Raw genomic sequence first — 12,218 nt, forward strand, 5'->3', positions numbered from 1 at the left:
GAGCGCGCCGGGCGCGGCCGCGGGATGACGCCCATGGCCGACGCCGACCTCACGCCCGAACCCGCACCCGAATCCGCGCCCGTGACGGAGACCGGAGGCGGGCCGGTGCCGGCGCGGCCGGCTGCGGCGCGGCGGGTCTGGCAGGAGCCCGGCGGCCCGATGGTCATGGAGGGCCCGGTGGAGGTCGTCCTGGAGGACGGCACCGTGGTGCGCTCCGATCGCCCGGTGGTCGCCCTGTGCACCTGCCGGCGCAGCCTGCTGTACCCGTGGTGCGACACCAGCCACCGCGGACCTCGACGGGCGGCCGCGACGCGAGACCGCGCTCCACGGCCCGGGTCGCCGGGCGCCGAACCCTCCGGCGGCGGCCCGCGGGAACCTCGCGCCGGCGGTCACGGGGCGAGCGCCGACGGTCACGGGGGTGAGCGCCGACGGTCACAGGGGCGCGCGCAGTGAACAGCGCCCCTCCCGCCAGGCCCCGAGCACGTGACCGGCGAGCCGGTCCTCCAGCCACTGCGTGGCGGCGACCCCGAAGACGACGTCGGGAGCCAGTCGGGGTTCGCGGCGCAGCAGGTCGCCGATGACCTCATGGCGTACGAGCTGCTCGTGCACGGCGTCGGCCTCGACGTGCTCGGCGTAGAAGTGGACGGCGGCCGGGCCGGCGCCCAGCCGCCGCAGGGCCTCGACCATGCGCCGGGAGGCGGGCGGCGAGGTCATCTCCACCGTCGCGAAGTGGCCGACCAGGGCACCGCGCAGCTCCCGGTGGAGGCCCAGCAGCGACATCAGGTTCACCGTGGCGAGGGTGGGGGCGGGCGCGGCGTCCAGGTAGCCGCCGTAGCCGTCGTCCAGGTCGAGGTCCGCGAGCAGCGCGGCGAACAGGTCGGCGTGGATCCGCTCGGCGCGGCCCGCGCCGAACTCGTCGTACTCGACCGCGACCAGTGCGGCCTTGGCCCGGCCGGTGAGCCGTGGGATGGCCCAGGCGTGCGGGTCGGCCTCCTTGAGCTGGTACAGGGACCGGTGCGCCGCGTACTCCCGCAGCTGCCACCACTCTCCGGCGTCCCGCAGGTAGGCGCTGACGCCGCCGCCCCCGACGGGCTCTCGCAGCGCCGCCTCCACCGTGCTCGCGACGTCCCCGTCGCACGGCACGTCGGCCCTCAGTGCCGCGAGGAACCGCCGCTCCAGCACGCCGCGGAGCCGCAGCAGCTCCGCGTCCCACTCCCAGGCGTCGTCGACCCCCTCGAACCCGCGGTAGTGCAGCTCGTATCCCAGGTAGAGGGCCAGTTGGGCGTCCTCGCCGTAGGGCCGGGCGCGGGCGGCCGTCTCGTGCGGCAGCGACACCGCCCGACCGGGTTCCACGCCACGGCCCAGGACGTCCACCAGCGCGGCGGACACCTCTCCACGCGGCGTGGGCAGCCTCATCCCACGGCCTCCGCCGCGTGGCGCGGGCCTGTGGGCGCCCGGCGACGGGCGATCGCCTCAGGGCGACGCCGGCCGTGCTCGCCCGTCGGCCGGGCTCCGCGTCGTGGCGCCCGGATCACCAGCGGTACCAGCGCCCTCGCGCGCCGCCAGGACCAGCGGACCGGAAGAGGAACCCGAGAAGCCAGAGGGCCAGGACCGCCAGAGCGATCCACCACAGGACCTTGACCGCGAATCCGGCACCGAACAGGACCAGGATCAGCAGAAGCACGAGCAGCAGGGGAAGCATGGTCGCCACCTCCAGTCGGTCGGGCTGTACGCCTGCCCCCTGAGGCGGAAGTCATGGGGCCCCTTTCGGACGCGGCGGGCTCGCATGTGCCGGACATCCGGTCGGGTACCGAGTCGTACGCGCTCCGGCCGGGGAAGGCTCGGCGGCGGTTCCCGACGCTCGCGGACCCGCGACGTGCGCGCCGGGGCGAGCCGTCGGAAGTGGTCGTCGGGAAGCCTTGAGGGGTCGAACCCGTTCGTGCCTGGCTCCGCGCGCGCGGAGCCCCCACCACTATGCGGCCGGCGCGGGCGACCCGCCACTCGGGGACTCGTAGGCGCCGCGCCGGTGGGGGCCGGGGCTCCAGGACGGCCCGCCGACCGACCGGCCGGCGACGCCCCGTCAGACATCGGCCCTGCCCGGACCTCGCGGACGTCCCCACGCGTCGACCGAGACCGATCCGGGACGGTCACCGGTCCGCCCGCCCCGGGCCTCCGGCGGTCCGCCACCGGACCACCGGAGGGCTCGGAAGTTGAACCTTCAGGTGAAGTTACTCGTGGGCACGCAACAGAGAACACCGCCGCGTCACGAGGTAGATTCCCCTTAGAGGGGAAAAACGGGCATAACCGAAAACAACAGGGGTAGTCGACGCCAAGAGCCGGAGTCGGGCTCGTTCGGCGGAGGCCCTCACAGCGGCTCACGCCGACACCGTCGACACCCCCGCACAGCGGGAGAGAACCGTCGAGGACGAGCAGGTGATATCCGGCAGGCAGCCCATTCCGACATCACAGCGTATTCGAGAGAATCGAGAGAGGGGTCGGTCTGATGTCAACGGGGACACTCCTTGCCATCATCATCGCCGCGGTCGTGATCCTCGCCCTGATCGCCGTCGGGATCTACCTCGCCGTTCGCCGACGGCGTCTGCGCGAGCGGTTCGGCCCGGAGTACGAACGGACGGTCGAGGGCTCCGACAGCCGACTCGCGGCGGAGCGGAAGCTGAGCGCACGCGAGAAGCGCCATGACGAACTGGACATCAAGCCCTTGCCCGACGACGCACGCAACCGCTACGCACGCCAATGGCGCGACGTGCAGAACGACTTCGTGGACCACCCGGAGGGCGCCGTACACGACGCCGACATCCTCGTCGCCGCTCTGATGCACGAGCGCGGCTACCCCACCGAGAACTTCACCCAGCGACTCGAGGACCTGTCGGTCGAACACGGCCGCACCCTGGAGCACTACCGTGCCGCCCACGAGGTCAACGAACTGGGGATGCGCCACAAGGCCAGCACCGAGCAGTTGCGCGGCGCCATGGTCCACTACCGCGCCCTGTTCAACGAGTTGCTCTCCAACGGGGGCCAGACTCGACACGCCCCCGCCTGAACACCGACACCGACAGCCGGGAGGCGTCGACGCCTCCCTCCATGGCGGACGGAGGAAACATGCGACGCGACGACATACCCGAAACCAGCGAGGGCGGACTGTCGACCGAGGACCTGGCCGAACCCTCCCGCCGCGATGCCGACGCGGCACCGGAGACGCGGGAGGAGACGCCGACGGTGCCCGACTACGGCGCCGGGCAGACGACCGAGGCGGAATCCCCCGGAGCCGAGCTCCGCGAGGAGGACAAGCCACCCGAGGAGGAGTCACCGCGGCTGCTCACGCCCGAGGACGAGGAGTCCTTCCGCTCACGGTGGCAGGACATCCAGGCCCGGTTCGTCGACGACCCGCGTGACTCGGTACACGCCGCCGACGCTCTCGTCGCGGAGGTCATCCAGAGGCTGGCCGCGACCTTCTCCCAGCACAAGAAGGATCTGGAAGGCCAGTGGACCCAGGGTGAGGAGGTGAACACCGAGGACCTGCGGATGGCGCTGCGGCACTACCGCTCGTTCTTCAACCGCCTGCTCACGGTGCCATGACGCACCGCGACCGTGGCCGTGGGTCCCTTCTCCGGGACCTCCGAAGGACGTGGTCGGCGGCCTGCGTCCGCGGAGCGCCCGCCGCGCAGGCCGAACCCCGTCGCCGGACCTAAGCTGACAGGGGAAGGGCGGGTGTGCCTTCCGAAACACCACCCTCCCTCAGCGGCGGGGAGCACGCATGGCCATACGTCATCGGCTGGTTCACAGGAGCCCCGCACAGGTGTGGGCGGTGCTGGCGGACGGCTCGCGCTACGGCGACTGGGTCATCGGACCGTCGCAGTCCTCCCAGGTGGACGAGGAGTGGCCGCGGCTCGGCTCCCGCATCGAGTACGTCGTCGCCCTGGGCCCGTGGACGCTGACGGGTGAGACGATCGTCCGGCGCTGCGAGCCGGTGCGGGCACTCGAACTGGAGGCGGTCAGCGGATGGTTGGGCACGGCCCGCATCGCCATGGAGATCCGCTCATGGGGTGACGAGACCCTGGTGATCCTCGACGAGCACCCGCTGCGCGGCACCGGCGGCCGCCTGCACAACGTGGCGTTGGACGCCGTGCTGCAACTGCGCCACCGCTCCATGCTCGCCAGGTTCGCCGAGGTGGTGGAGTCCACGGGGCCGGGGGGCCGGGAGGGCCCGGACGGTCGCGCGGGCCGGGACGGGCGCACACCGTCGAGTCCCTGACGTCCCAGGACGGGAGTGAGCCATGCCGGACGCCGTGGTGATAGGAGCCGGCCCCAACGGGCTGGTGGCGGCCAACGTGTTGGCGGATGCCGGCTGGAGCGTGGAGGTGCTGGAGGCCCAGCCGGAACCGGGTGGGGCGGTGCGCAGCGACCGTGGCGTCCACCCCGACTACGTCAGCGACGTCTTCAGCTCCTTCTACCCGCTCGCCGCGGCCTCGCCCGTCCTCGCCGCGCTCGATCTGGAGGCGGAGGGCCTGCGGTGGAGTCACGCGCCGCGCGTGCTCGCCCACCCGCTGCCGGACGGCCGCTGTGCGGTGTTGGAGCACGACGTGCGGGACACCGCGGCCGGCCTGGACGGCTTCGCCGTCGGGGACGGCGAAGCCTGGGAGCGGCTGTGCGCGGTGTGGGACCGGGTGGGCGAGGACCTCATGGGTGCGCTCTTCACCCCGTTCCCCCCGGTGCGGGCGGCGGCCGGGCTGGCCGTGAGGCTCCGGGCGGCGGGTGGACTGCGGCTGGCTCGGATGCTGACGCTGCCGGTACGGCGCCTCGGTGAGGAGGAGTTCGCCGGCGTCGCCGGGCGGCTGCTGCTGGCCGGCAACGCCCTGCACTCCGACCTCGCCCCGGAGGCGGCGGGCAGCGGCGGCTTCGGCTGGCTGATGGCCATGCTCGGCCAGCGCGGCGGCTTCCCCGTCCCGCTGGGCGGCGCGCAGGAGCTCACGGCGGCGCTGGTGCGGCGCCTGGAGCGACGCGGCGGCGTGCTGCGCTGCGGGCAGCCGGTGACCGAGGTCGTGGTGCGCTCCGGTCGTGCCGTGGCGGTGCGGACGGCGGACGGCGAGACCGTCCCGGCGCGCCGGGCGGTGCTGGCGGCGGTGTCGGCTCCCACGCTGTACGGCCGGCTCGTCGCGGCCGGCCACCTGCCGGGACAGGTGCTGCGGGATCTGCGCAGGTTCCACTGGGACTTCGCCACCTTCAAAGTCGACTGGGCGCTGTCCGGCCCGGTCCCCTGGACCGCCCCGGAGGCGAGGGACGCCGGTACCGTCCACCTCTCCGACGGGGTCGACGGCCTCACCCGGTTCGCCGCGCAGCTCGCCATGGGGCAGGTGCCCGAGGAACCCTTCGCGGTGTTCGGCCAGATGACCACCGCGGACGCCTCGCGCTCTCCGCGGGGCACGGAGTCCGCCTGGGCCTACACCCACCTTCCGCAGCGGATCAGCGGCGACGCCGGCGAGGGCGGCATCACCGGGGAGTGGGAACTGCCGGAACAGGGGCGCCTGATGGCCGAACGGCTGGAGGACCAGGTGGAGCGGTACGCGCCCGGCTTCCGCTCACTGGTCCGAGCCCGCCGGGTGCTCGCCCCGTACACGTTGGAGGCGATGGACGCCAATCTGCACGGTGGAGCCATCAACGGCGGCACCTCCGCGCTCCACCAACAGCTCGTCTTCCGCCCCATCCCCGGCGCCGGGCGCCCCGAGACCCCGGTCAAGGCCCTCTACCTGGCCTCGGCCGGCGCCCACCCCGGCGGGGGCGTCCACGGCGCCCCGGGCGCCAACGCCGCCCGCGCCGCCCTGCGTCGGCGTCCCCACCCTCTCCCCCTCAGCCGCGTCCAGCGCGTGCTGACGGCCCGCGGCGCCATCGAGGGACGAAGCCGCCCGAGGTCCGGTGCGGGCGGTCGGGCATGAGGTCGGATCCCGTCCTCGGAGGTCGGGTCGCCGTCGTGACGGGCGCCGCCCGCGGAGTGGGAGAGGCCGTGGCGCGGACGCTTGCCGGGCGGGGGATGAGACTGGCGCTGCTGGGGCACGAGGAGGCCGAGTTGGAACGGGTCGCCGCCGGTCTGCCCGATGCCGTCGCGTGGCCCGTCGACGTCACCGCCGATCGCGCGATGGCCGACGTCGCCGACCGGGTGCGGGAGCGCTTCGGTCCCGTGTCCGTGGTGGTCGCGAACGCCGGGGTGGCGGCGGGCGGACCCTTCCTGCGGTGCGACCCGGCGATCTGGTCGCGGGTGGTGGAGGTGAACCTCGTGGGCAGCGCGGTGACCGCCCGCGTCTTCCTCCCGTCGCTGCTGGCCACCCGCGGCTACTACCTCCAGGTCGCCTCCCTGGCGGCCTTCGCGCCCGCGCCGATGATGACGGCGTACGGAGCCTCCAAGGCGGGTGTCGAGGCGTTCGCCCACGCTCTGAGGGCCGAACTCGCGCCCACCGGGGTCGGGGTCGGGGTGGCGTACTTCGGCTGGACGGACACGCAGATGATCGCGGCGGCCGATCGGGAGCCCGCCCTGAGGCTGCTGCACGACCGCATGCCCTGGCCGGCCGGCCGGACCTATCCGGTCCAGCGGGTGGCGGACCGCCTGGTACGCGGCATCGAACGCCGCGCGCCCGCCGTGTACGCCCAGCCGTGGCTGCGCGGCCTGCACCTGGTGCGGCCGGCCCTGCCCGCCATCGTGGCCCACGGCGCCCGGCGCGAACTGCGCCGCTGGGCCCCGGACGACGACGACCTCACGGCCACCGGTCTGCTGGGAAGGGGAGGAAGGGCCGACGAGGCGGCCCGCCGCGAGGCGTGACCGGCCGTGGCCGTAGCGCGTGCGTGGCTCGCGCCCGCGGCCGTGTCCTACACGCTCGTCAGGAGCTGGGGTGACAGGTTCTTCACCATGGTGTGGGTCCAGCGCGTCTGCCGCAGCGTCCGCACACGGTGGTGGGGAAGGGGTGGTCCTGCAGCAGCACCGGCCCGCGAGGCCCGGCTTTGAGGGAGTGGTCCGTGTCGTACAGCCGGGCGCCCTGGGCCGAGGTCAGGTAGGGGCCTTCCTGGGCCACCTTCGCCTGGTCCACACCGGTGGGCTGCCCGGTGGGGCTGACCGTGTCCGGCCCGTGCTGGTCGGGCTTGGGTGGCAGCGGCCCGCGGGCCCGGGTCGGTTCGTCCACCGACGGCGGCTCGGGGGCCGGGCGGCCCGGGAGGTCGCCGGACGTGGGGTGGGAGCGGGCCTTGTCCATCGTTCCTCCGTCACTCCTGGGTCGGCGACGCCACAGCCTTGACCGGCCGAGCACGGCTCGAAACGGGGCCGCCGGCGGCGTCCGCCCATCGGACGATCCCCTCGGGCGAACGGCGGGTGGTGGCGCCGGGTATCACCGCCGCGCCTACCCGCTGACTCGGTGTCCACTCTGTGGCGTAGCGGAGAGCGCGAACCGGTGGCGCCGCGGAGACCGGCAGCCTGCGGGGTCGCGGAGACCGCGAACCTGTGGCGTCCGCGTCCGTCGGGCGCGGGTTCACCGCGGGGATCGGTCGTCGACGGCCGTCATCGCGCGAGAAGGGTTGCCGATCGGGGGTGTCTCAGGATTCGGAGACCACCTTGACGGAGGCCAGTTCGGGATCCGCGGCGTCGGGGACGACCATGCCCGCCTCCACGCCCGAGCGCAGGTACCGCAGGACGGCCGTGTCGAGGCGTTCACCCGGAAGCGCCGCGGGAATGCCGGGCGGGTAGGGGGTCAGCATCTCGGCCGCGACGCGGCCGGCCGCGTCGGCCACCGGGATCTGCTCGGTGGGCCCGAAGAAGGCGTCGCGTGGCAGGGCGACCTGCTCCAGACGCAACTGCGGCGGATCCGGTACCTCCACCGTCGCCCCGGTGCGCAGCCGTGGCGCGTTGCGGGCGAGGTCTCGCAGGGCGCTGAGCAGGGTGTCGGCGGTCTCTGGGGAGTCGGCGTGGGTGAGCTGGGCGCTGATCCGGCGGTGATCGCAGACGTGCAGGTTCACCTGGTGCCGTTCGCGGAGCCAGTCGGCGGCGCGGTATCCGGTGACTCCCAGGGCGGAGATGTCGATGATGACCTGGAGCGGGTCCAGGTCGGCGGCGCGACCGGGGGCGCAGAACTCGTCGCGGCCGTGCACATGCATCCCGTCGATCTCCTCGACGCGGTCGCGCACGGTGCCGGCCAGGTCGAGGGCCGCGTCGTAGAGCCGCCGGCCGTCTTCGGCCATCTGCCGACGCCAGCCGTCGAGAGCGGCGTAGACGAGCACGGACGGGCTGGTGGTGCCGAGGAGGTCGGCGCAGGCCGCGAGCATGGGCACGGTGATCCGGTCCCCCTGGAGGTGGAAGACGGAGCTTTGCTCGAGCCCGGAACCCATCTTGTGCACGGAGGTGACGCAGACGTCCGCTCCGGCGTCCATGGCCCAGGTCGGAAGGTCGGGGTGGAACGGCAGATGAGCGCCCCACGCCTCGTCGACGATCAAAGGCCGGTCCCGACGATGGCAGAGCTCGGCGAGCGCGACCAGGTCGGCGCAGGTGCCGTAGGGGGTGGGGCTGGTGACCAGCGCTCCCCTGGCGTCGGGATGCTCGGCGAAGGCCGCCTCGAAGGCGTCCGGAGACGGTGGGTGCGCCAGATGCAGGTCCGGGTCCCAGGCGGGATCCACCCAGATGGGACGCACCCCCGAGAGGATCAGGCCCGAGACGACGGACTTGTGCGCGTCACGGCCGAGGAGAAGCTTCTCGTGCGGCCCGGCGACCGCGAGCATGGCCGCCTTGACGGACAGTGAGCTTCCACAGGTCGAGAAGAAGGTGTGCTCGGCGCCGCCGGCGTCAGCCATCAGCTCCTGTGCCCTCTCCAGCACATGGTGCGAGGAGGTGCGGTCGTCCAGACCGCTGGTCGCCAGTACGTCACTGGTGTACACCGCGTCGCCGAGGACGGCACGCGCACGGGGATCGGCGCCGCGCCCCTGCTTGTGACCGGGTGGGGTGAACGGGGTCTGACCGGAGCGGGCGTAGGCGACGAGAGCCTCCAGCACCGGTGCGTGAGACTGGTCCATGGAGGATCGGCTCCCCGGTGAGACGGCCGAGGAAACCCAAGCGTGGCCCACAAGGGTAAGGGCCCGTCACCGACCGGGCGGGTTGCCCGCCGCTCTGGCGGCGGGTGTCTCGGTCCGTCCGAGCCCGGCGGGGTGGGGGCCTCGGGCAGGGCACGGGACGATCTGAAGCGGGCCATCGGCATGGACGAGGAGCGCTGACAGCCGAGGGCAGGTCTGACAGCCGAGGGCCGGGATCCGCACACACTTTTGTCGAGGCGAAGCCGCAGTCTCCCCCGGGCAGTCCGTGTACTCCGTTCGCCTCGCACTCCGCACCCCTCGCAGGGAACGCCACATCGAAGGACCTGTGTTCGATCGGCCGTCAGTGCGACCTGGTTCTCCGGTGGGGCCTGCCGGGCTCTTGCCGATCACTCGGCGCGCCGCGGTCGCGGGACGCCGACAGCGCCGATGCCTCCCGAGTCCCCGCCCTCGCCCGCCTGCCGGAGCTCCTTCTCCATCAGCGTGAACGACTTGGGCGCCCCGCCTGGCTGCGGCTTGCCTTCCTTGTGACCCACGACGCGGTAACCGGCTTGCCGGTAATAGGTGTTGAGGCGCTCGTTGCCGGCCAGGCAGTCCAACCGCACCCGTGTCCGGCCCGCCGCGGCGACTCGACGTTCCGCGGCGCCCAGCAGCAGTCGCCCCGTCCCGGGCGCGGCGGTGCTCCGGTCGACCATGAGCCGGTGCACATACCCGGCGACGGGCGGTTGCGGACCCCAGGCGGCCTCGTCCTCCCACCACAGTTCCCAAGCGCCGGTGACGCGCCCGTCGGCCTCCGCCAGCCAGACCTCGCCTCGCCCCATGACCTTCCGGAAGTAGTCCTCGCCCAACTCTCCAGGCTGCCACTGCCCGGTGACGCCGCAGGCCAGCATCCAACGGGCCGCGTCATCGCGAAGGCGGACGAGGGTGGCCAGATCGGACTCGGTGGCCGGACGGACGCGTAGATCGTTCACCCGGAGATCCTCACACATCCGTCCGACGAACGACGCGCCAGGGCCCCTCGTCAACGATCTGCCGCCGCGCCGGCAGGGGCCTCGGTACGCCCCCCTCATCGCGGTGTGACGCCGCCCGGGTGCGAGGCTCACGATCGGGGGTGAGCCGGGCCATCGCCCGCGACGTCTCACCGGCCGCCTCCTGTCGACCCCGCCGCTGTCGCGCCCCGCCGCCCTCGCCCGAAGGTCCGTCTATCCGCAGGTCTTGACCATCTTCATGTTGGTGACCGCGCTCAACTCGATCACCACAGGGGTGTGTCGGCCGGGGCTCTTCAGCCGGAGTTCGCCGCCGTCGGCCGAGCGCAGCGTTCCGCAGCTGGGGCCGCCCGGGTGGCTCACCTTCAGGTAGGTCGCCTCCTTCTTGCCGGAGTCGGCTGGCGCCCACCAGGTGACGACGATGCCCGCGAGCAGCAGCGACAGGGCCACCGCGACCAGGTACTGCGCGCGGCGCAGCCGCCTGGCGGCGGCTATCGCCAGGGCGACCTGGTAGGCCGCGACGGATCCGTAGCGCCGGTGCACGGCGTTCAGCGTGGTCGCTCGGGGGCGGGTGCCGGCCTGGGCGGACAAGGCCTGCCACAGGCCGACGAGGGCGGCGAGCAGACCGCCGCCGATGAGCAGGGTGAGCGCGGCTCGCCATCCGATCGTCAGGGCGCTGGTGGTGTCCCGTCCTTTGATCACCACCCCGGTGGTGACCAGGGTGATGAAGGCGGTGAGACCGTTGCGCCAGGTCTCGGCACTGCTCCGCACGGCGTCCAGGGACCCTGCCGACAGGGCGGCGAAGGCGTCTCGCTCGGCGATGTCGAAGGTCGAGGGCCCACTGGACGGCCTGCGTGGACGGTAACGGGTCACGGCGTCACCGAAGTCGAGGGCGGCGCTCCCTCGGCGACCAGCTCCACTCGGAAGGTGACGCCGCACCCCGTCGTGCCCTCCGGCGCGTCGAGGTGGGGAACACCGCAGCCGCAGGTGACGTCGACGATCACCACGGGGGGCTCCGGCACGGCGCTACCCCAGCCTCCTCCCCCGCGGGTTCCGGCGAAGTCGCCGACCGCTGTCGGGACCTGCACATCATGGAGCTGTCCCGCGCAGCGGGGGCAGCGGCCCCACACCTTGGTGGTCAGGACGCCGTCGACGACGTCCACCTGGGCGTGCAGCAGGTTCTGCTCCAGGAGGTCGTAGGCCCGGTCGGTCCAGGTGAACTCCGAGGTGGGTTCCCACGGTTCGGCGGTGTTGTGGTCCGGTGCGGCCATGGTCGCGGTCGCTCTCCTCTGCTGTGCGGGGGTCGGTCTGCCACTAGAGTGGCACGGTGCGCGACCGCCTCGTCACCGCTCTTCGTGATCGTGTGGCGCGATACGACGAACAGGACGATCCGGCCGCCTTGTTCGAGGCCGCGGCCCTGGACGAGGCCGGCCGACTCCGCGAACTGATGCTGCGCGACGACGGATCGGGGCGGCAGGTCGTCTCTCTGGCCGCGCTGGACGCTCTCACCGCGTTCCACCGGGCCCGGCACCGCGCCAGGCCGGGCGAGAACGCCTACTCCGACTACGGCGTCACCTTACGGCTCTCGATCTTCAGGGCGCGGCTGTTTCCCGACATCGTGCCCGATGGCTTCGCCGAGACCCTCGCCGCCGCCCGGAGGCTGGCCACCGAAGCCGACGAGCGAGCGCGGCGGTCATGGGGGGAGTTCGAGCGAACCCGCGATCTCGGGCACATGGACCAAGCGGTGCACCTCCTCCGGTGCGCGGTGAACCTGGCGACAGACGGGGATGACATACCCGGCCTGACGCTGGCTCGACTGTCCGCGGCCCTCATGCTCCGTTTCCAGGCCACCGGGCACCAGGACGACCTCGACGAGGCGATCGAGACGCGCGAGATCTCGATCGCCGCGACGGCCGAAGGACACCCCGAACTCGGCCGCAGATACGTCCAGTTGGCCGACGCGTTGAGAGCGCGGCACGAGATCACCGGGGAGCGGCGGGATCTGGAGCGAGCGGTGGCGGCGGGGTGACGCGCTGTCGCGGCGACCTCGGCCGGCTCTCCCGCTCGGCCGCGCCGGATGGCCCTGGTGGCGTCGGTCCTGGGTCGTCACGCATCGCTGACGGGCTCCCGTGCCGAACTCCACGAGGCTGTCGATCT

The 12,218-nt window shown here is 73.1% G+C and carries 13 protein-coding genes and 1 pseudogene; 7 read left to right on the forward strand and 7 right to left on the reverse strand.

The genetic code is table 11. The features are described 5' to 3' along the window. The first annotated feature begins 159 nt into the window (after positions 1-159). Positions 160-453, forward strand: coding sequence for a CDGSH iron-sulfur domain-containing protein (locus tag LRS74_RS01325; RefSeq protein WP_277744554.1), 294 nt, complete (start codon positions 160-162; stop codon positions 451-453). On the opposite strand, the gene LRS74_RS01330 is transcribed toward LRS74_RS01325, so the two are convergent. Both LRS74_RS01330 and LRS74_RS01335 read right to left on the reverse strand, forming a co-directional pair. Then, complete coding sequence (locus LRS74_RS01330) at positions 433-1,416, reverse strand: iron-containing redox enzyme family protein (protein ID WP_277739192.1); 984 nt, start codon at positions 1,414-1,416, stop codon at positions 433-435. The genes LRS74_RS01325 and LRS74_RS01330 overlap by 21 nt on opposite strands. A gap of 115 nt (positions 1,417-1,531) precedes the next feature. Continuing rightward, on the reverse strand, positions 1,532-1,702 hold the full coding sequence (locus tag LRS74_RS01335) for a hydrophobic protein (RefSeq protein ID WP_277739193.1): 171 nt from the start codon (positions 1,700-1,702) through the stop codon (positions 1,532-1,534). 801 nt (positions 1,703-2,503) lie between these two features. Here LRS74_RS01335 and LRS74_RS01340 point away from each other — a divergent pair. The 5 genes from LRS74_RS01340 (at position 2,504) to LRS74_RS01360 (ending at position 6,829) form a co-directional block, all read left to right on the forward strand. Then, on the forward strand, positions 2,504-3,061 hold the full coding sequence (locus LRS74_RS01340; RefSeq protein WP_277739194.1) for a hypothetical protein: 558 nt from the start codon (positions 2,504-2,506) through the stop codon (positions 3,059-3,061). 59 nt (positions 3,062-3,120) lie between these two features. After that, the gene (locus LRS74_RS01345; protein ID WP_277739195.1) at positions 3,121-3,597 is read left to right on the forward strand and encodes a hypothetical protein; all 477 of its coding nucleotides are present in this window, start codon (positions 3,121-3,123) and stop codon (positions 3,595-3,597) included. Between the two features lie 178 nt (positions 3,598-3,775). After that, the gene (locus LRS74_RS01350) at positions 3,776-4,273 is read left to right on the forward strand and encodes an SRPBCC family protein (protein ID WP_277739196.1); all 498 of its coding nucleotides are present in this window, start codon (positions 3,776-3,778) and stop codon (positions 4,271-4,273) included. A 22-nt stretch (positions 4,274-4,295) separates the two neighbouring features. Then, positions 4,296-5,951: an NAD(P)/FAD-dependent oxidoreductase gene (locus tag LRS74_RS01355; protein ID WP_277739197.1), complete on the forward strand. Its 1,656-nt coding sequence runs from the start codon at positions 4,296-4,298 to the stop codon at positions 5,949-5,951. After that, entirely contained in the window at positions 5,948-6,829 is an 882-nt protein-coding gene (locus tag LRS74_RS01360) for an SDR family oxidoreductase (RefSeq protein ID WP_277739198.1), read from the forward strand. Before LRS74_RS01355 ends, LRS74_RS01360 begins: the two co-directional genes overlap by 4 nt. A gap of 142 nt (positions 6,830-6,971) precedes the next feature. Here the strand turns inward: LRS74_RS01360 and LRS74_RS01365 are convergent. From LRS74_RS01365 to LRS74_RS01385, 5 genes and pseudogenes are all read right to left on the reverse strand, one after another. Continuing rightward, a pseudogene (locus tag LRS74_RS01365) lies at positions 6,972-7,256 on the reverse strand (catalase HPII); the annotation flags it as partial. Positions 7,257-7,593: 337 nt separating this feature from the next. Further along, a complete protein-coding gene (locus tag LRS74_RS01370; RefSeq protein WP_277739199.1) occupies positions 7,594-9,060 on the reverse strand; it encodes an ornithine decarboxylase in 1,467 nt (488 codons plus the stop codon). A gap of 404 nt (positions 9,061-9,464) precedes the next feature. Then, entirely contained in the window at positions 9,465-10,064 is a 600-nt protein-coding gene (locus LRS74_RS01375) for a GNAT family N-acetyltransferase (RefSeq protein ID WP_277739200.1), read from the reverse strand. Positions 10,065-10,277: 213 nt separating this feature from the next. Continuing rightward, a complete protein-coding gene (locus LRS74_RS01380; protein WP_277739201.1) occupies positions 10,278-10,934 on the reverse strand; it encodes a hypothetical protein in 657 nt (218 codons plus the stop codon). Beyond that, entirely contained in the window at positions 10,931-11,332 is a 402-nt protein-coding gene (locus LRS74_RS01385) for a hypothetical protein (protein WP_277739202.1), read from the reverse strand. Before LRS74_RS01385 ends, LRS74_RS01380 begins: the two co-directional genes overlap by 4 nt. A gap of 56 nt (positions 11,333-11,388) precedes the next feature. On the opposite strand from LRS74_RS01385, the gene LRS74_RS01390 reads away from it, so the two are divergent. Then, positions 11,389-12,090: a hypothetical protein gene (locus tag LRS74_RS01390; RefSeq protein WP_277739203.1), complete on the forward strand. Its 702-nt coding sequence runs from the start codon at positions 11,389-11,391 to the stop codon at positions 12,088-12,090. The last annotated feature ends 128 nt before the right edge of the window (positions 12,091-12,218 follow it).

This window comes from Streptomyces sp. LX-29, assembly GCF_029541745.1.
In the GTDB taxonomy this organism is placed as follows: domain Bacteria; phylum Actinomycetota; class Actinomycetes; order Streptomycetales; family Streptomycetaceae; genus Streptomyces.

What these genes read in the sequence shown, in the direction of transcription:
- LRS74_RS01385 (WP_277739202.1), bottom strand. Translation starts at nt 11,332, where the DNA reads ATGGCCGCACCGGACCACAACACCGCCGAACCGTGGGAACCCACCTCG.
- LRS74_RS01335 (WP_277739193.1), bottom strand. Translation starts at nt 1,702, where the DNA reads ATGCTTCCCCTGCTGCTCGTGCTTCTGCTGATCCTGGTCCTGTTCGGT.
- LRS74_RS01350 (WP_277739196.1), top strand. Translation starts at nt 3,776, where the DNA reads ATGGCCATACGTCATCGGCTGGTTCACAGGAGCCCCGCACAGGTGTGG.
- LRS74_RS01330 (WP_277739192.1), bottom strand. Translation starts at nt 1,416, where the DNA reads ATGAGGCTGCCCACGCCGCGTGGAGAGGTGTCCGCCGCGCTGGTGGAC.
- LRS74_RS01360 (WP_277739198.1), top strand. Translation starts at nt 5,948, where the DNA reads ATGAGGTCGGATCCCGTCCTCGGAGGTCGGGTCGCCGTCGTGACGGGC.
- LRS74_RS01375 (WP_277739200.1), bottom strand. Translation starts at nt 10,064, where the DNA reads ATGTGTGAGGATCTCCGGGTGAACGATCTACGCGTCCGTCCGGCCACC.
- LRS74_RS01345 (WP_277739195.1), top strand. Translation starts at nt 3,121, where the DNA reads ATGCGACGCGACGACATACCCGAAACCAGCGAGGGCGGACTGTCGACC.
- LRS74_RS01355 (WP_277739197.1), top strand. Translation starts at nt 4,296, where the DNA reads ATGCCGGACGCCGTGGTGATAGGAGCCGGCCCCAACGGGCTGGTGGCG.
- LRS74_RS01325 (WP_277744554.1), top strand. Translation starts at nt 160, where the DNA reads ATGGTCATGGAGGGCCCGGTGGAGGTCGTCCTGGAGGACGGCACCGTG.
- LRS74_RS01370 (WP_277739199.1), bottom strand. Translation starts at nt 9,060, where the DNA reads ATGGACCAGTCTCACGCACCGGTGCTGGAGGCTCTCGTCGCCTACGCC.
- LRS74_RS01340 (WP_277739194.1), top strand. Translation starts at nt 2,504, where the DNA reads ATGTCAACGGGGACACTCCTTGCCATCATCATCGCCGCGGTCGTGATC.